We start from the raw sequence: 17,193 nt of genomic DNA, 5'->3' as shown, positions 1-17,193 counted from the left end.
ATTTGGTTATGTCAGCGCAATCCCGAAGCAGTCGTTTTATGCCACGCCTGTTGCTTAGCCCAGCTGTGATCACACTCTTTATTTGGATGATCGTGCCGCTTGGGTTGACGATATACTTTTCGTCGATTTTCTATAATTTGATGCAGCCCGATGTAGGTGGTTTTGCTGGTTGGATGAACTATGAGTTCATGGTGACCAATCCTGCTTTCACAGATGCTATCTGGAATACATTAGTCCTACTTGCCTCAACTGTGGCTATCACGGTGATTGGTGGACTTGCGATCGCGCTACTAATAAACGAGTCATTCCCAGGCCGCGGCGTTGTGCGTCTGCTACTAATTTCCCCGTTCTTTGTCATGCCAACAGTGAATGCACTGTTGTGGAAACACATGATGATGAACCCAATTTATGGTGTTTTGGCACAGGTGTGGACCTTCTTTGGACTAACGCCAATCAACTGGCTTCAGGATCTACCACTATTCTCTGTGATCCTGATGATCAGTTGGCAGTGGTTGCCATTTGCATGTCTGATTTTGATGACGTCGCTTCAGTCTATGGACCGCGAGCAGCTTGAAGCTGCTGAAATGGATGGTGCCAACTACTGGCAGAAGTTTCGTTACATGTACCTACCACATCTAGCGCGTCCAATTTCTGTAGTCATCATGATTGAAGTTATTTTCCTTCTATCAGTCTTTGCAGAGATCTTTACAACAACGAACGGTGGCCCAGGTACTCAAAGTACCAACCTTGCTTATTTGATATTTAACGAAGCGTTGCAATCTTTTGATATTGGTGTGGCTTCGGCAGGTGCGGTGTTTGCAATCATCCTTGCAAATATTGTGGCGATATTCTTGATCCGTATTATCGGCAAAAACCTGGAGAAGTAAGACGATGGCTAAGAAATCTAAATTCACTCCAGCTTTGATGGTCCGAACTTCAGCGGCTTGGGGTATTGCGTTACTTCTGTTCTTCCCACTGATCTTTATGGGTTTTACAGCATTTAAAACTGAACTACAGGCGATAGCCGTTCCTAGTTTGTGGGCTTTCGAGCCAACGCTTGAGAACTTTCATATCGTTAATGAGCGCTCCGATTATGTGAGTTTTGCTTGGAACTCGGTCGTGACCTCAGTTTTATCAACGGCATTGGGTCTTCTTATTGCAGCACCGGCAGCTTACAGCATGGCATTTGCACCAACGAAGGGGACCAACGGTCTACTGCTTTGGATGCTTTCAACTAAGTTTATGCCGGCGGTAGGTGCGTTACTTCCAATCTATGTCATTGCACAGACCTTAGGTTTGTTGGACACAAAAACCATTTTGGTTGTCATCTTTACAATGATGAACCTGCCGATCATGGTTTGGATGCTCTACACCTACTTCAAAGATATTCCACATGAGATCTTAGAAGCTGCTCGAATGGATGGTGCATCGGTTTGGCAGGAGTTCCGCCATGTATTACTTCCGCTAGGTATTGGTGGTCTTGCCTCTACAGGTCTTCTTTGTTTGGTACTTGCTTGGAATGAAGCTTTTTGGGCGCTGAACTTAGGTGCAGCCGATGCAGGTACATTGGCAACCATGATGGTGAGTTACTCAAGCCCTGAAGGCTTGTTCTGGGCGAAGCTTTCTGCTGCATCGCTAATGGCTATTGCACCAATTGTTGTGATTGGTTGGTTCTCTCAGAAACAGCTCGTTCAAGGCCTCACATTCGGCGCCGTTAAGTAAGTATTTGGAGTTTTTAAACATGTCATATTTAGAATTAAAAAACGTCGATAAGTACTACGGCGACGTTCACGCAATTAAGGGTGTAAACCTGACGATCAATAAAGGCGAGTTCATTGTCTTCGTGGGACCATCTGGCTGTGGTAAGTCAACGCTGCTTCGCATGATTGCTGGTCTTGAAGAGATCAATGATGGCGACCTAGTTTTAGATGGAAATGAGATCACAGATCTTGCTCCTTCAAAACGTGATTTGGCGATGGTTTTCCAGTCTTACGCGCTCTACCCACACATGACCGTGGAGGAGAACATGTCTTTCGCACTTCGAATCAAAGGCGAAGAACAGTCCGTGATTGATCAAAAAGTGGCTAAGGCAGCAGAGACATTGAACCTAACCCCTTACCTCAAGCGCACCCCTAAGGAGTTGTCGGGTGGTCAACGCCAGCGTGTTGCTATAGGTCGTGCGATTGTTCGCTCACCTAAGGTATTCCTATTCGATGAGCCGCTCTCAAACCTAGATGCGGCGCTACGTGGCCAAACGCGTGTGGAAATTGCTGAATTGCACCGTGACTTGAATGCGACAAGTATCTACGTAACTCACGATCAGGTTGAGGCGATGACGCTAGCAGATCGAGTTGTCGTGCTTCAAGCTGGTGTAATTGAACAGGTTGGAACTCCAATGGAGTTATATGAAGCACCTGCCAACAAATTTGTTGCTCAGTTTATTGGTCAGCCACAGATGAACCTTCTGCCAGCAAGTTACTTTAGCGGTATCTCAGCTGATGCCGTTGATATAGGTGTGCGTCCAGAGCACCTCTCTATTGTCGAGTCAGGTACAGGTTCTATTAATGGACAGGTTGAATTGATCGAAGCTTTAGGTAACGAAACACTTATTCACGTGTGCCTAACTGGTACTGGAGAGAAGGTGATTGTTCGTCAGTATCAGCAGCCGACTATCAAAGTTCGTGAAACAGTTTCTATTAATTATGACGCCTCTCTTCTGCATCAATTTGATGTGAAGGGCGAAGCTATTCGCTAAGGAAAGTGTATGAGTCAGAATAGCGCGTTGGTTAATCTGCATCTTGGTTTGGGCTCGTTTCATCGTGCCCACCAAGCGCTCTATATGCAGTGGTTGCACGATGAAGGTGATACTAGCTGGGAGCTGGCTGGCGGTAATATCCGACCAGACATGTTGGAGCTCATCGCTGCGCTTCAAGCCCAGGGTGGCGCCTACACTTTGGAAACTGTCACTCCTCAAGGAGAGCGTGAATACAAGCGAATTGAAGCGATCAAGAACGTTATCTCATGGGATGCTGATCTTGCCGGTTTAACTGCGGTAGCTGTAAACCCTAATACTCGTATTATTTCGTTTACAGTAACTGAGGCAGGTTATTACCTTGATGCTCATGATCAATTGGATCAGAGCTATGCAGACCTCGTTACCGATCTTAAAGGGAAGACGGTTGCAACCTTGTACGGTGCGCTAGCTAAATTGCTTGATGCACGTCGACTGGCGGGTGCAGGCCCTCTTACCCTTATGAACTGTGACAATCTTAGATCAAACGGTGAGCGTTTCTTCAAAGGTTTTGTTCAGTTCCTTGAGTTACGTAATCAATCTGACCTTCTCGATTGGGTGAAAGAGAATACCTCTGCACCGAATGCGATGGTTGATCGCATTACGCCGCGTCCGACAGCAGAAGTTGCGACACGTGTGAAAGCGGCAACCGGAGTAGACGATCCTGCAGCATTGATGGGCGAGTCGTTCATACAGTGGGTAATTGAAGATCATTTTATTGCTGGGCGTCCTGCATGGGAGAAGGTCGGTGCTGAAATGGTTCAAGACGTTAGCGCATATGAAGAGGCGAAAATTCGCTGTCTCAATGCAACTCATAGCTGTATTGCTTGGGCTGGAACACTTGCAGGCATGAGCTACATTCATGAGGGTACTCAGGATACTGAGATCTGCAAGTTGGGCTACGACTATGTCACAGACAATGTGATACCGGCGCTGCCAGACTGTCCTCTTGATTTGGCGAAATACCGTGACGTGGTGTTGGATCGTTTTTCGAACCCTAACATTCAAGACACCAATGGCCGTGTGGCGATGGATGGCTACTCTAAAATTCCGGGCTTCATACTGCCAACCATTCGTGATGGTATAGCCCGTGGATTGTCGCTTGATTCAGTGGCTATGCTGCCTGCTCTGTTTCTCGCTTTTTTACAGCGTGAACAGCGTGGTGAGATTCCATTCCCATATGAAGATCAGTTGATGGATCCCGCCTCTGCAAAAGCGATTGTTTCTGCAGCTGACCCTGTGGCAGCGTTTGTTGCAGAACGTTTGCTCTTTAATGAGTTGGCCGGTAATGATCAGCTTCTGGCTGCGATGCGTCGTGCATTTGCCAGAGTTGAAGAATTTATCGCTCGTCGCGCTAAGTGACTATAAAATAGGGAGCGATCAATGCGCTCCCTAGATACTTACAGGGATACCTGATCAAGAAAAACAATAATTTAAGAACAGTGCCAAGCCATGTATAAACATAACGAAACGAGCCCAAGGCCGCCAGAACGAGAGAGTGAATTTAACCGTCATCCAGACCTTGGTTACGAGGAGAAGTTGGAAGAGGGGTTTATCCGTTTTCTTGAGCATGGCGCGCCACACCCACTTATACGTTGGCACTTTCATGAAGAGTTTGAGCTTCACTTAATCACTTCAACCTTTGGCAAGGTGTTTGTGGGTGACTACATCGGCAACTTCCAACCTGGTCAGTTGGTAATGACGGGGCCGCACCTTCCTCACAATTGGATCTCTACCGATTATCCAGATGAGGGTGAAAAGGTCTCAATTCGCGATAAAGTGCTGCAATTTAACCCTGAACCCCTTCACAAAGCAGCTGAGCTGATTCCTGAATTACGTCAGGTTTTACCCTTCCTAGAACGTGCCGCTAATGGTATCGAGTTTTACGGTATTAGCTCAGATGTTGAAGCGTTGATGGACCGAATTAAAGTGAGTAGCGGCCTGCAACGCATGGCGTTATTTACAGAACTGCTAGCGATGTTGTCGCAGCATCAAAACTATCGTTTGCTCTCTTCTGTTCAGATGCAGAGCCGTGACAATCAGAAGCGCCTCGATCAAATCAGTGAGATTGTTGACTACGTTACAGAAAACTTTGCCTCGCCGTTTAGTATGGCTGAGGTTGCGGAGAAGTTCGGTATGAGTGAGTCTCGCTTCTCACGTTATTTCCGAAAAGCGACCGGCAACACCTTTACTGATTTCGTGAACCGTATCCGTATCAATAAGGCGAGTCAGTTGCTGCTCGAGACGGAGCAGTACATCTCGACCATCTGTTATAACGTTGGCTTTAACAACGTTGCCAACTTCAACCGTCGCTTTATGGAAGTGCGCGGCATGACGCCTAGCGAGTTTCGTCGCAACGGTAAACTTCGTTACTAAATGCTGTATCATTTGCTGCTTGAGTAATCAGGATATTTGCAATGCAGAAGGCACAAGGCACTCTATACATTATCTCTGCACCTTCTGGTGCCGGTAAAACCAGTCTCGTAAAAGCGCTTTTAGAGCAGGACGCGAAGGTTCGTGTCTCTGTATCGCACACAACCCGTGCGCCACGTGATGGCGAGGTGGATGGTGTGGCCTACAACTTTGTCTCGCTTGCTGAGTTTGACCAAGTTATCGACGCTGGGCAGTTTCTGGAGTACGCCGAGGTATTTACCAATAAGTACGGTACCTCTAAGTTGTGGGTTGAAGAGCAGCTCGCCGCAGGCATCGATGTGATTCTTGAGATCGATTGGCAGGGGGCACAGCAGGTGCGCGAGAAGATGCCAAACGCGTTGTCGATCTTCATTCTACCGCCAAGTCGAGCAGAGCTTGAGCGTCGTCTTACAGGGCGCGGTACTGACTCTGCCGAGATTATTGCAGGTCGCATGTCGCAAGCGGAGTCAGAAATGAGTCACTTTGGTGAGTTTGATTACCTAGTGATTAATGATCAGTTTGGTGAAGCGTTGAATCAATTGCAGGCTATTTTTACCGCAAATCGCCTGAAAATGGGTGTTCAGACTGCAGTTCAGAAGAGTTTACTCGAAGATCTCTTGTAGGTTATTGCCTAAAGTCTGTACAATCGCCCGTTCGTTAACGATAGAACACCCCGAAGAGGTTAAATATGGCACGTGTAACAGTTGAAGATTGCCTCGATAATCTTGATAACCGTTTTGAACTTGTGATGGTTGCATCTAAACGTGCACGTCAGATCGCGACTGGTGGTCAGGATCCTAAGGTAGATTGGGAAAATGATAAGCCTACAGTAGTTGCGCTACGTGAAATTGCTGAAGGTCTTACAACTCGTTCAGTAATGGATGAGCCACAGCTCGACTAAGAGCCCGGAACATTTCTAAAGTTTGTTTAAAACAAACTCTTAGAGCGCTTCCAACCTGCGATAAACTCGGGCATCATTCTTAACATACTGTTTGTTAAGCTTTTATGATGCCATCGATAGACGCACTTTCTGAACGCCTAACCGAATATCTGGATCCAACTCAAATCCAGAAGGTTAGGCGCGCTTATTTTTACGCTGCACAAGCGCATGACGGCCAGCGTCGTAAGTCTGGCGAACCCTACGTTACTCACCCTCTCGCCGTTGCTTCAGTTTTGGCTGAAATGCACATGGACCATGACTGTCTAATCGCAGCGATGTTGCATGATGTCATCGAAGATACTGAAATCAATTACGACGGTATCGAGAGCCAGTTTGGTGATCAGGTTGCGAAGGTGGTGGACGGTGTCTCTAAGCTGACTCACCTTGAGTTTGAGTCAAAGGCAGAAGCACAGGCTGAAAACTTCCAGAAGATGGTTCTAGCGATGGCGGAAGATATCCGCGTCATCATTGTTAAGCTCGCCGACCGTCTTCACAACATGCGTACCCTAGGTGCGATGCGCCCTGATAAACAGCGCCGTATTGCCAAAGAGACCTTAGATATCTACGCCCCAATTGCCGCTCGCTTAGGTATGCGCGATGTTCAGGTGGAGCTAGAAGATCTAGCATTTAAAGCCGCGCATCCCATGCGTGCCAAGTTTATTCGCCGAGCTGTGGTCCAAGCGCGTGGACAGCGTCGTGATGTGATCACCGAGATCCAAACCGCTATCGAGAACCGTCTCAAGCAAGAGGGGCTGCCTGGTAGTGTGACCGGACGAGAAAAGCACCTCTACTCCATCTATATGAAGATGAAGCGTGAGAGTCGCAGCTTCGCCAGCATTATGGATGTATTTGCATTCCGTATAGTCACCAACACTGTTGATGAGTGTTACCGAGTGCTAGGTGCTGTACACAACCTATTCAAGCCGGTGCCGGGTCGATTTAAGGACTATATCGCCATTCCAAAGGCGAACGGCTACCAGTCACTGCACACCGATCTATTCGGTGCACGTAACTTCACTATCGAAGTACAGATTCGCACTAAAGAGATGGACGCGGTGGCTGCGCAGGGTATCGCAGAGCATAGCCACTACAAGTCAACCGGTGATGGTAGTACGGCTGTTGGCTCATACAGCCGCGCGCGTAAATGGCTGCAAGGCTTGTTGGAGATGCAGCAGGCTGCAGGTGACTCGATGGAGTTCATCGATAGCGTGAAGAAAGAGCTATTCCCGGATGAGGTCTACGTATTCACGCCTAAGGGGCGCATTCTTGAGCTTCCGCAGGGTGCAACGCCTGTAGATTTCGCTTATGCAGTGCATACCGATGTGGGTAACTCTTGTATCTCTTGTCGTATTGATCGCCACCTCTCGCCACTCTCTGAGCCACTAAAAACAGGCCAGACAGTAGAGATTATTACTACACCTCGTGCACAGCCTAATATGGCGTGGCTCAACTTTGTTGTGACCGGTAAAGCGCGAACCAGTATTCGTCACTTCCTGAAGAACCAGCAGATGCATGAGTCAGTTGAGCTCGGACGTCGTCTGTTGAATCAATATCTGGCGCAATTTGATATCAATGATGAGCAGGTTGACCAAGTTAAACTGCAGAAGATGCTTGAAGATAACAACTTCAAAAACTTTGATGAGTTGCTCCAAGATATTGGCCTGGGTAATCGCATGGCCTACGTGGTTGCGAGACACCTCCGCCCTGGTGATAACAGCGAAGATGAGAACTCTGATAAGGGTGTAGATGGTAAGGCGCTTGTTATTCGTGGTGCAGAGGGCATGGTGATGCACTTTGCTCGCTGCTGTCACCCAATTCCTGGTGATTCTATCGTTGGTAAGATCTCAGCAGGCCGTGGGCTAGTTGTACACCGCGCCGAGTGTCGCAACATGAATGCTAAGCGTGATGAGGGTAATCGCGATATCTTCATCGAATGGGCAGATACTTCAGATGAAGAGTATGGCGTGGTACTTGAACTTCAGGTTGAATCACAGCGCGGCATTATTGCTCAGTTAGCGACTGCAGTTGCCTCTGCTGAGGGTAACGTGAGACAGATTCTATCTGGTGAAAAAGATGGCCAAATGAATGCAGTAACGATCGAGTTAATGGTCGCGAACCGTGTCCATCTTGCCCGAATCATGAAAAAACTACGTGCGATCCGTCAGGTGAATCGCGTGACACGAACTTAACAAAAATAATTAAGGAATCTACGAATAAGTCCATGACATCTCAGGCCTACAGTCATATTTAACATCAAGGCTTGTCGTCGAAGGCCTAGCGGGCTAAGTCGAGACGTCACAACACAGATGATGGATATGACTGAAGGCCCCGCAGGGCGAGATCTGAAACCTCCTGCTACTGCGTTGAATTGCTTACTAAGGACTAAGGCCATTAGTTGCGCAATTCGCCTTGTATCTGAAAGCTTCAGATCCCGCTGAGATATTATGGACTTGTTCGCAGATTCCTTAACTAAGGAGTGGTAGATGGAACAGTATGTTGAGGTAGGTAAGAGCACAATTATTGGAAGCGATGCTCCCAAACCTCAGGATAAAAACCCTAAAGGGATAGATCGAATCATCGCTATCGCCTCTGGTAAGGGTGGAGTAGGTAAGTCGACTGTTTCTGCCAACCTTGCTGTTGCTCTAGCACAGAAAGGCCTCAAGGTAGGCCTTCTAGACGCGGATGCTTATGGTCCAAGTCAGCCACGCATGTTTGGTGTAAATAGTCGTCCGGCCAGCCCAGACGGCGAGACCATTATTCCTCTTCATAAACACGGTGTTACCCTCATCTCGCTTGGCTTAATGATGCCCGAAGATGAAGCGCTTATTTGGCGCGGACCTATGTTGATGAGCGCCCTGGAGCAGATGGTAAAACAGGTGCAGTGGGGTGAGTTGGATGTGTTGCTTGTCGACCTGCCACCAGGTACCGGTGATGTGCAGCTTACCCTAAGTCAGAAGTTCCATATTGCTGGCGCTGTTGTGGTCTCTACACCACAGGATATCGCCCTCATTGATGCCCGCCGTGGTATCGATATGTTTAAGCAGATGAGCGTGCCTCTATTTGGGATTGTCGAGAACATGGCCTCATTCGTTTGTGATGGCTGTGGCAAAGAGCACCACCCATTTGGTTCTGGTGGTGCAAAAGCGGAAGCTGAGAAGCTGGGTGCGCCTTTCTTAGGCGAAGTGCCACTGGATCTCGATATCCGTATCGGATCTGACGGCGGTTTACCAGTGATGGTCTCTAAACCTGATAGCCCACAAGCTCAAGCATTCGTGCGTATCGCTGACCAGTTAGTCGCATCTGATTTATACGTAAATGCTAAGGCTTAATAGCTAAAACCAAGAACTTAAAGCCGCACTTGCGGCTTTTTGCTTTTTTACAGCCCGAAGCTTGAGTAGGGGATGAATTTGACCGGGGTGCCGGGTTCGATCTGTTGTGCAGTTTCGTCCAGATCAACAAGCCCCTCTGACCAGGCAAGACCTGTCACTCGGCCGGAGCCTTCTGAACTAAACACTTCTGCTTTGCCATCGCGAATTCGAGCGCGTAATAGCTCACTGCGACCTGGCTTCTTATTTTTCTGGAAGTTAGCTGGCACCATAAAGCCTAGTGGTTCAAACCATTCGCCTCCGGCTAATAGCGCCATTGCAGGGGCTGCAAAGCGTAGGGTGCAAACCCAAGCTGCGACTGGGTTGCCAGGCAAACCAACCACCGGTGTGCCCTTGTACATTGCAAGTGCAAGTGGACGGCCTGGTTTGATAGCGATACGCCAATTACTAATCTCACCCTGCGCCTTTAAAGTTTTAGAGACGTGATCCTCATCACCGGCGGAAATGCCACCACTGGTGAGGATTAGGTCACAGCGCTCAGCACCGCTTGTCAGTGCAGCTTCGACATCTTCTGCGCGATCAAGAACATGACCCAGATCGATCACCTCATAGCCGAGTTGAGCAACGAGCGCGGTAAGCATAGGTCTGTTGGCATCATATATTTGCCAATCAGTCACAGTGGAGCCTACTGGTTTTACCTCATCGCCGGTTGATAGAACGCCCACGCGAAGCGGTTTATATAGATCAAGCTCGGTGATTCCAACACTCGCCATTACGGAAATGTGGGTTGCACTGATTTTTGTACCTGCGGTAACGATGACATCGTCGACCTGGATATCTTCACCAGTGAGGCGGGTATTAGCACCCGCTTTCAGCGTTCCGTTTAGGTGCAGCAGTCCATCTACGACCTCCGAGTCCTCATCGAGAACGACGGTATCAACACCCTCGGGCACGACTGCGCCAGTGAGAATACGTATTGCATGGCCAGGAGGAACTGAGCCTTGATAAGGAACACCCGCAGCACTGCGTCCATCGACTATCGGCATTGCCGCAGGGACTTCAGTTAGAGGGCCTGCGAATGCATAGCCATCGACAGCTGAGTTGGTGCTAGGTGGATGTGCCCGAGGCGCTGTGATGTCTCGCGCTAGAATGCGGCCACTGGCCTGCGCTAACGGAACATTGGATTCGATACCAACAACGCAGTGTATACGCTCACGAAGACGTGTCAGTGCCTCCTCAACCGGTGTCCAATTGACACCTGGCGGAAGTGCGAAGCAGTCGTTTCGTAAGGGTTTCATCTGTCACCTAATAAATTGATAAAGCTAAGGTTTTACCACCAAATACTAACGCACAGTTGCACTCTCTAGCTAGCCTAATAAAGCGTCTGTGTTGTATGCTCTCTAAACACTTAAAAGAGAGCGTTATGTCAGAGTTTCTAACGACCAAAGAGGTTGCCGAACTTCTCAGAATTAAAGAGCGTAAGGTTTATGACCTTGCCGCTCGCAATGCTATCCCTTGTGCTAAGGCGACGGGCAAGCTGCTTTTTCCAAAGGCTGAGATTCGCCAGTGGATGCAAGAGAAGGGTGTGGTTACAGAGGCTGGCAATCAGCCAAAGTTTGTTGTGCTCGGATCTCACGACCCTGTTTTGGAGTGGGCTCTAAGTGCCTCAGGTTCTGGCTTACCGACCTTGCTAAGTGGAAGTTTCGATGGCTTAACACGCTATAAACAGCATGAGGGTATCGCTTGTGCTATCCACCTTGAAAACTCTGATCGCTCTGGTTGGAACACCGAAGCCTTTCAAGAGTCACTGGCAAACACGGCCAGTGTTTTAGTTCATTGGGCAAAGCGTGAACGTGGCTTAGTTGTGAAGCCGGGTTCCGGAATTGAGGGTTTCTCTGATATTCCAGGCAAGCGTCTGGTGACTCGCCAAGCGGCTGCTGGTTCGCAGCATGTATTTGAACGTTACCTTGCAGATGCGGGTATCGCGTTAGATAAGCTCAAGGTTGTTCGTGAAGCACGCACTGAAACAGAAGCGGCCCTAGCTATTCTAGAGGATCAGGCAGATGTTGCCTTCGGTCTGCGCTGTTTTGCTGAGCGCTACAAGCTCGATTTCATTCCGGTGTGTGAAGAGTCGTATGATTTGATCATTGATCGCCACGCCTACTTTGAGCCTGCAATGCAGGCGCTTCTTAACTTCACTAAGAGTGAAGCCTTCCAAGCCGAGGCGGCGCGTTACATCGGATATGATGTTTCAGAGACGGGTAGAGTCGTTGCTAACGGAGCCCGTTAGCAACGAAATTCACCTGAGATTTATTTCGCGTTAGGGAAGAATAGCTGCTTGCCAGCAACCTGGTAGCTTGCAATCGCTTTCTGGCCCTTATCTGATATCAACCAGTCAATGAACTTCTGTCCTGCTTCTGCTTTAACAGATGGACACTTCGCTGGGTTTACTAGAATCACACCATACTGGTTGAAAAGGCGGTTATCACCCTCGACCTGAATCATGTAATCCCCTTTGTTACCGTGTTTTGTCCAAGTTGCACGGTCGGTCATTGCGTACGCACCCATACCGACTGCTGTGTTCAGCGTTGCACCCATGCCAGAACCGGTTTCGCGGTACCATTTGCCTGAGCTCGCCGTTGGATCAACTTTGGTGAGTTTCCAAAGTTTGCGCTCTGCCTTGTGTGTACCAGAGTCATCACCGCGTGAAGCGAATAGCGCCTCTTTGCCCGCAATCTTCTCGAGTGATTCGGAAACATTGTTAGATCCATGTACGCCTGCAGGATCGTTAGCAGGGCCAACAATGACGAAGTCGTTGTACATCAAATCGCTGCGGCTGACACCATAGCCACTGTTCACAAACTTCTCTTCAGACGCTTTTGCATGCACAAGCAGTACATCGCCGTCACAGCGTTCCGCGTTTTTGATCGCTTGTCCTGTACCTACAGCAACAACATTCACCTGCACTCCGGTGTCAGCTTCCACTAGAGGAAGTAGGTAGTCATAGAGACCAGAGTTTTTAGTTGAAGTGGTCGACTGAACAATAATAGATTCTGCCGATGCAGCTCCAGCTATCAGTGAAACAGATAGTGCAAGTGCGGTCTTTTTAAAGGATTTGAATCCGTTCATCGTTGTGTTCCTGTTTTTGTTTATATTAAAAGTTCCCCGGCCAGGTAGGCTTTTGCCTCTTTGGATTCGGGGTGTGTAAAAAAAGTATTGGCCTCTGCATGCTCCGTTACTTCCCCTTTGTGCAGGAAGATAACGTCTGATGCTAGGCGTTTAGCTTGGCCAATATCATGTGAAACAAAGATCACTTTGACCCCTTTCTCTGAAGCGCTTTTGATCAGTTTCTCAATGATCAAAACTGAAGCGGGGTCTAGGCTTGCTGTAGGCTCATCTAAGAGCAAAACTTCTGGCTGGGTAATCAATGCTCTGGCTAGAGCTAAGCGTTGCTGCTCGCCACCTGAGAGCATACGAGCGGGGGAGTTCGCTTTGCCATCCAGATGAACTAGCGCTAGATATTCAAAAAGGGTTTTGTCGTCGGTCCCTTCGGGTGCTGCAAACTTTAGGTTCTGGAGAGTAGATCGTCGAAGCAGAACCGGTTTCTGAAATACCATCGCTTGCTTAACTCGGCTCTCTTCTAGTGCGCTGCCCGAGAAATGTATCTCGCCACTGCTGATCTCTAATAGACCATGAAGGGAGCGTAAAAGAAGGCTCTTACCTGCGCCATTGGCACCCATGATCAGAGAGATACCAGTGGTTGAAGAGGTTAGATTAATCTCGCTCAGTAGTATTTTGTCACCGATTTTAAGTGATAGGTTTTTGACCGAGAACGGTGCGGTATTTGCGTTAGGCATACGCATTCCTTCTCGCAAAATTACGAACCATCATCACACTCGCGTTCACAATAAGCGCCAGGCCAACCAGGATAATACCCAGCGCAAGCGCCATCGCCAGCTCCCCTTTGGCTGTCTCAAGGGCAATGGTTGTGGTCATTACTCTGGTCAGGTGGTCTATGTTGCCCCCAACAATAATCACTGCACCTACTTCAGAGGTGGCGCGTCCAAAACCAGCTAGCACAGCGGTTACAAGAGAATAACGGGCATCCCAAAGATAGACAGGAATCGCTCTAAACGTGGTGACCTGAAGGCTTGAGAATAGTTCGCGATACTCTAAATGGAGCTCCTCCATCGTTTGATGTGATAGTGCAGCAATGATTGGCGTAATAAGAATCACCTGCGCGATCACCATCGCCTCTGGGGTATAGAGTAAGCCTAGGACGCCAAGTGGTCCTGAGCGAGATAGGAGCAGGTAGACAAGTAGGCCAACAACCACTGGGGGTAGGGCCATGAGTGAGTTTACAACGGTAACAAGCCCCTGTTTGCCAGGGAATTTACCGATAGCCAGTAGCGTGCCGAGAGGGAGCCCTAGCAGTATAGAAATCAATAGCGCTGTTAGGCTGACCTGAATAGATAGGCCAAGTATCTCACCTAAATCTGCGTTCCAAGAGAGAATGAGTGCGAACGCTTCGGAGAAGGCATTAAGTAGCATAAGACTGCATTTTTTTCATTTTTGTAATTTTTACGCATTCTTGAACGTTTGCCGAAGAATTGCAACTCTCTATAAAAAGAATATCATCTCTCTAAACAACACTATTGGTGTCGACGATTGTGCGTAAATGGTTAACAGAGGCCTCTGCCGCTTTTGCTGATTTGGGAACATTTCTCCCGTTGGCAATTGGCCTGATTATGCTCGGAGGGGTCAGCCCTATCGGCCTCCTGTATGGTTTCGGCATTTTCGCTCTTGTTACGGCACTCTTTTACCGTCGTCCGATTCCAATCCAGCCGATGAAGGCGACCGCGGCAATGGGTATAGCTGGCCTGATTGGGCCTGATGTTCTTGCTGCGACTGGTATCTTGCTAGGCATCACATTAATTCTGCTTGGGCAGACCAACACTATCGATTGGATTAAGTCGCAGATTCCTAAAACCGTACTGCATGGCATGCGTGCTGCACTTGCGATCACGTTGATTGTGAATGCCCTGGGGATGGGGAATATTTCGTTGATCGCGGTTGCGCTTCTGTTAGTGCTTTTGATTGGCTTGCAATACACACCCCTGCGTCCTGTTGGTCTGTTGTTGGTGCTATTGGTTGGTTGGATCTTCTTGGGGCAGAGTGTTGAGTTCGTTGAGTCAAATTCGCTGATAGCTCTACCTGCTTTGAACCTGCCTTCACTCTATTCCTATGGTTCAGCCCTGGAACTTTCATTTTTGCCGCAGTTGGCATTAACCCTGACGAACGCACTTATCCTGACGGCCGTTATTGCTCAAGAGTACTTTCCAGATGACGCTAAGCCCGTCACCGAAAAGCGCCTCGCATTTACGAGTGGTATAGCCAATATTGTGTTGGCACCTATTGGCGCTATACCCATGTGTCATGGTGCAGGTGGTCTGTCTGCACACTACGCACAGGGTTCTCGCACTGGTTGGTCTATTGCGATATTTGGATTGGTTTGTCTATTGCTGGCTGCCCTAATGGGTCCGCAGGCTGTTGCGATCTTAGCGGCTATCCCGCTTGAGGTGGTAGTCGTGCTGGTTCTCTATGCTGCCTGGCATCTTGCTGATCCAGTTCAACTTAAGGCGATTAAGCCCTCTAAGATCCTGATCGTTATATCAATGACCCTGATTGCACTTTGGGGTGGCCTGTTGGCTTCTTTGATATTTGGTGTTGCTCTCGTTGCTATTTCACGAGCACAACGCCGATTTGTAAGTAATTAAGCAGGTTTCCTAGTAGTTAAAGTGACTGCTCTAAGGTCTCAAGCTCCTCTTGAGCATCCAGCCATTCGAGTTCAATCTCTTCCAGCTTGGATTTCAACTCACCTTGCTTGGCAAGCAGAGACTTAAGTTCATCTTTACGTGTTTCAGAGTAGAGGTCGGTATCGGAAAGAAGGGTTTCTAGTTCACCGAGTTTTTCGCTGCTGCTATGCATCTCTTTTTCGAGCTTCTCAATTTTTTTGCGCAGCGGGCTGAGTTTAGCTCGTTTCTCCGCCTCTAAGCGCTTCTGCTCTCTACGATCTGCAGCTGATTGAGATCTGCTTTCAGATTCGATCGCTGGCGCGTTTTGGTTTTGGCGTTGGCTTGCGAGCCACTGGTGGTAGTCATCCAGGTCACCATCGAACTCTGTCACTTTCCCTTCAGCAACGAGTAGGAACTGGTCTACGGTGTTGGCAAGAAGGTGACGGTCGTGCGATACCAGAATGATCGAGCCTTCGAACCCTTGCAGCGCCAGAGTCAGGGCGTGACGAACCTCTAAGTCCAGATGGTTGGTCGGCTCATCGAGAAGGAGTAGGTTGGGTTTGTGCCAAGCTATTAGCGCAAGTGCAAGGCGTGCCTTCTCACCACCGGAAAAGCGGCCAATCGTTTCTAAAGCATCGTCCCCGCTAAAGCCAAAGGAACCTGCAAAGGAGCGTAACTCAGCTTCGCTCGCTTTAGGTGCTATACGTTGCAGATGAAGTAGCACAGAGGCATTCATATCGAGTGCTTCGAGTTGGTGCTGAGCAAAGTAACCAATCTTTAAATGTTCACCAGTGGCCCGCTCACCTGATATTAGAGCAAGGTCGCCCACTAAGCTTTTCACCAGTGTCGATTTGCCGGCACCGTTGCGGCCTAAAAGGCCAATGCGCTGACCTGGCACTAGAGTCAGTGAAACTCCATTTAGAATCTTACTCTCTGCGCCGTAGCCAAGATCCGCATTGTAGATATTGAGCAGGGGCGATGAGATTTTATCAGACGCATCAAAGCGGAAGCTAAAGGGTGAATCGATGTGCGCAGCAGAGATCATCTCCATGCGCTCTAGGTCTTTGATTCGGCTTTGGGCCTGCTTAGCTTTACTCGCTTTCGCTTTAAAACGTCTTACGAAGCTCTCGATGTGGGCAATACGTTCTTGTTGCTTATCAAATGCCGCTTGCTGTTGTGCTAGGCGTTCAGCACGCATACGTTCAAAGGCGCTGTAATTGCCCTTATAGAGTGTCAGTTTTTGCTGATATAGATGAACTACCTGGTCAGCAGTTGCGTCGATAAATGAACGGTCGTGCGAGATTAAAATAAGGGTCCCGGGATAGGCGTTTAACCATTGCTCTAGCCAGATAGTGGCATCCAGATCTAAGTGGTTGGTCGGCTCATCTAGCAGTAGCAGGTCTGAGCGGCTCATCAACGCTTTGGCAAGATTGAGACGGATTCGCCAACCACCCGAGAAGGTGTTTACAGGTTTGGTCGCATCTGTGTTTGAGAATCCTAACCCGTTCAGAAGTGTAAACGCTCTCGACTCTGCCCGATAACCATCTATAGCCTCGATCTGCGCATGTAACTCACCGATATGAGTGCTGTGCTCAGCTTCAGCCTTGGCTAGCTTAGCTTGGAGTTCACGCAGTTCTAAATCGCCATCCAAAACATAATCGATAGCCCGGCGGTCAGTACTTGGAACCTCTTGCGCCATGTGTGCGATCTTGTGGCGAGGGGGTGTTGTTATGTCACCAGTATCTTGTGACAACTCACCAAGAATCAGTTTGAATAGACTCGATTTACCCGCACCATTGGCACCAATAAGTGCAACCTTCCAACCGTAGTGAAGGTTCAAGTCGGCGTGATCGATTAGGCGCTGCGCGCCACGCTGTAAGGTTAGGCTATCTAGTCGTATCATAGTGCGCGGATAGTATCATAGCAGCG

At 48.7% G+C, this 17,193-nt stretch carries 16 protein-coding genes; 11 read left to right on the top strand and 5 right to left on the bottom strand.

The window, feature by feature from the left end; translation table 11 throughout:
- Window positions 1–38: 38 nt before the first annotated feature.
- The 9 genes from HH196_RS08195 to HH196_RS08155 all read left to right on the top strand — a co-directional run bounded on the left by HH196_RS08195 (window position 39) and on the right by HH196_RS08155 (window position 9,472).
- Entirely contained in the window at window positions 39–887 is an 849-nt protein-coding gene (locus HH196_RS08195) for a carbohydrate ABC transporter permease (protein ID WP_211160768.1), read from the top strand.
- Between the two features lie 4 nt (window positions 888–891).
- Window positions 892–1,722, top strand: a complete 831-nt coding sequence (locus tag HH196_RS08190) for a carbohydrate ABC transporter permease (protein WP_169451643.1) — start codon at window positions 892–894, stop codon at window positions 1,720–1,722.
- A 19-nt stretch (window positions 1,723–1,741) separates the two neighbouring features.
- A complete protein-coding gene (locus tag HH196_RS08185; RefSeq protein WP_169451642.1) occupies window positions 1,742–2,755 on the top strand; it encodes an ABC transporter ATP-binding protein in 1,014 nt (337 codons plus the stop codon).
- Between the two features lie 9 nt (window positions 2,756–2,764).
- Window positions 2,765–4,153 carry a D-arabinitol 4-dehydrogenase gene (gene dalD, locus HH196_RS08180; RefSeq protein ID WP_169451641.1) on the top strand — a complete coding sequence of 463 codons (1,389 nt, stop codon included), beginning with the start codon at window positions 2,765–2,767 and terminating at the stop codon, window positions 4,151–4,153.
- Window positions 4,154–4,243: 90 nt separating this feature from the next.
- The gene (locus HH196_RS08175) at window positions 4,244–5,167 is read left to right on the top strand and encodes an AraC family transcriptional regulator (RefSeq protein ID WP_169451640.1); all 924 of its coding nucleotides are present in this window, start codon (window positions 4,244–4,246) and stop codon (window positions 5,165–5,167) included.
- A gap of 41 nt (window positions 5,168–5,208) precedes the next feature.
- Window positions 5,209–5,826, top strand: coding sequence for a guanylate kinase (gene gmk, locus HH196_RS08170; protein ID WP_169451639.1), 618 nt, complete (start codon window positions 5,209–5,211; stop codon window positions 5,824–5,826).
- Between the two features lie 65 nt (window positions 5,827–5,891).
- A complete protein-coding gene (gene rpoZ, locus HH196_RS08165) occupies window positions 5,892–6,104 on the top strand; it encodes a DNA-directed RNA polymerase subunit omega (RefSeq protein WP_169451638.1) in 213 nt (70 codons plus the stop codon).
- Window positions 6,105–6,211: 107 nt separating this feature from the next.
- On the top strand, window positions 6,212–8,332 hold the full coding sequence (spoT, locus tag HH196_RS08160; RefSeq protein WP_169452355.1) for a bifunctional GTP diphosphokinase/guanosine-3',5'-bis pyrophosphate 3'-pyrophosphohydrolase: 2,121 nt from the start codon (window positions 6,212–6,214) through the stop codon (window positions 8,330–8,332).
- A gap of 294 nt (window positions 8,333–8,626) precedes the next feature.
- Window positions 8,627–9,472 (top strand): Mrp/NBP35 family ATP-binding protein, encoded by an 846-nt coding sequence (locus tag HH196_RS08155; RefSeq protein WP_169451637.1) that lies wholly within the window; start codon window positions 8,627–8,629, stop codon window positions 9,470–9,472.
- Window positions 9,473–9,519: 47 nt separating this feature from the next.
- On the opposite strand, the gene HH196_RS08150 is transcribed toward HH196_RS08155, so the two are convergent.
- On the bottom strand, window positions 9,520–10,767 hold the full coding sequence (locus tag HH196_RS08150; RefSeq protein ID WP_169451636.1) for a molybdopterin-binding protein: 1,248 nt from the start codon (window positions 10,765–10,767) through the stop codon (window positions 9,520–9,522).
- A 125-nt stretch (window positions 10,768–10,892) separates the two neighbouring features.
- On the opposite strand from HH196_RS08150, the gene HH196_RS08145 reads away from it, so the two are divergent.
- Window positions 10,893–11,759: a helix-turn-helix transcriptional regulator gene (locus HH196_RS08145; protein ID WP_169451635.1), complete on the top strand. Its 867-nt coding sequence runs from the start codon at window positions 10,893–10,895 to the stop codon at window positions 11,757–11,759.
- 20 nt (window positions 11,760–11,779) lie between these two features.
- Here the strand turns inward: HH196_RS08145 and HH196_RS08140 are convergent, their stop codons facing one another.
- From HH196_RS08140 to HH196_RS08130, 3 genes are read right to left on the bottom strand one after another with little or no spacing between them, the layout of a single operon-like run.
- Window positions 11,780–12,598 (bottom strand): substrate-binding domain-containing protein, encoded by an 819-nt coding sequence (locus tag HH196_RS08140; RefSeq protein ID WP_169451634.1) that lies wholly within the window; start codon window positions 12,596–12,598, stop codon window positions 11,780–11,782.
- A gap of 20 nt (window positions 12,599–12,618) precedes the next feature.
- Window positions 12,619–13,326, bottom strand: a complete 708-nt coding sequence (locus HH196_RS08135; RefSeq protein WP_169451633.1) for an ATP-binding cassette domain-containing protein — start codon at window positions 13,324–13,326, stop codon at window positions 12,619–12,621.
- Window positions 13,319–14,020: an ABC transporter permease gene (locus tag HH196_RS08130; protein WP_169451632.1), complete on the bottom strand. Its 702-nt coding sequence runs from the start codon at window positions 14,018–14,020 to the stop codon at window positions 13,319–13,321. Before HH196_RS08130 ends, HH196_RS08135 begins: the two co-directional genes overlap by 8 nt.
- A gap of 119 nt (window positions 14,021–14,139) precedes the next feature.
- Between HH196_RS08130 and HH196_RS08125 the strand changes: the two genes are divergently transcribed.
- A complete protein-coding gene (locus HH196_RS08125; protein ID WP_169451631.1) occupies window positions 14,140–15,246 on the top strand; it encodes a putative sulfate/molybdate transporter in 1,107 nt (368 codons plus the stop codon).
- Window positions 15,247–15,262: 16 nt separating this feature from the next.
- Here HH196_RS08125 and HH196_RS08120 read toward each other — a convergent pair whose 3' ends face one another.
- The gene (locus tag HH196_RS08120; RefSeq protein ID WP_169451630.1) at window positions 15,263–17,167 is read right to left on the bottom strand and encodes an ATP-binding cassette domain-containing protein; all 1,905 of its coding nucleotides are present in this window, start codon (window positions 17,165–17,167) and stop codon (window positions 15,263–15,265) included.
- Window positions 17,168–17,193 lie beyond the last annotated feature (26 nt).

The sequence above is a fragment of the Marinobacterium sp. LSUCC0821 genome (assembly GCF_012848475.1).
In the GTDB taxonomy this organism is placed as follows: Bacteria; Pseudomonadota; Gammaproteobacteria; order Pseudomonadales; family Balneatricaceae; genus Marinobacterium_E.
Note: the sequence above shows the minus strand (reverse complement) of the source record. Positions and strands in the feature narration are given on the sequence as shown.

Coding starts and splice junctions, on each gene's coding strand:
- HH196_RS08195 (WP_211160768.1), top strand. CDS start 39: ATGCCACGCCTGTTGCTTAGCCCAGCTGTGATCACACTCTTTATTTGG.
- HH196_RS08190 (WP_169451643.1), top strand. CDS start 892: ATGGCTAAGAAATCTAAATTCACTCCAGCTTTGATGGTCCGAACTTCA.
- HH196_RS08185 (WP_169451642.1), top strand. CDS start 1,742: ATGTCATATTTAGAATTAAAAAACGTCGATAAGTACTACGGCGACGTT.
- dalD (WP_169451641.1), top strand. CDS start 2,765: ATGAGTCAGAATAGCGCGTTGGTTAATCTGCATCTTGGTTTGGGCTCG.
- HH196_RS08175 (WP_169451640.1), top strand. CDS start 4,244: ATGTATAAACATAACGAAACGAGCCCAAGGCCGCCAGAACGAGAGAGT.
- gmk (WP_169451639.1), top strand. CDS start 5,209: ATGCAGAAGGCACAAGGCACTCTATACATTATCTCTGCACCTTCTGGT.
- rpoZ (WP_169451638.1), top strand. CDS start 5,892: ATGGCACGTGTAACAGTTGAAGATTGCCTCGATAATCTTGATAACCGT.
- spoT (WP_169452355.1), top strand. CDS start 6,212: ATGCCATCGATAGACGCACTTTCTGAACGCCTAACCGAATATCTGGAT.
- HH196_RS08155 (WP_169451637.1), top strand. CDS start 8,627: ATGGAACAGTATGTTGAGGTAGGTAAGAGCACAATTATTGGAAGCGAT.
- HH196_RS08150 (WP_169451636.1), bottom strand. CDS start 10,767: ATGAAACCCTTACGAAACGACTGCTTCGCACTTCCGCCAGGTGTCAAT.
- HH196_RS08145 (WP_169451635.1), top strand. CDS start 10,893: ATGTCAGAGTTTCTAACGACCAAAGAGGTTGCCGAACTTCTCAGAATT.
- HH196_RS08140 (WP_169451634.1), bottom strand. CDS start 12,598: ATGAACGGATTCAAATCCTTTAAAAAGACCGCACTTGCACTATCTGTT.
- HH196_RS08135 (WP_169451633.1), bottom strand. CDS start 13,326: ATGCCTAACGCAAATACCGCACCGTTCTCGGTCAAAAACCTATCACTT.
- HH196_RS08130 (WP_169451632.1), bottom strand. CDS start 14,020: ATGCTACTTAATGCCTTCTCCGAAGCGTTCGCACTCATTCTCTCTTGG.
- HH196_RS08120 (WP_169451630.1), bottom strand. CDS start 17,167: ATGATACGACTAGATAGCCTAACCTTACAGCGTGGCGCGCAGCGCCTA.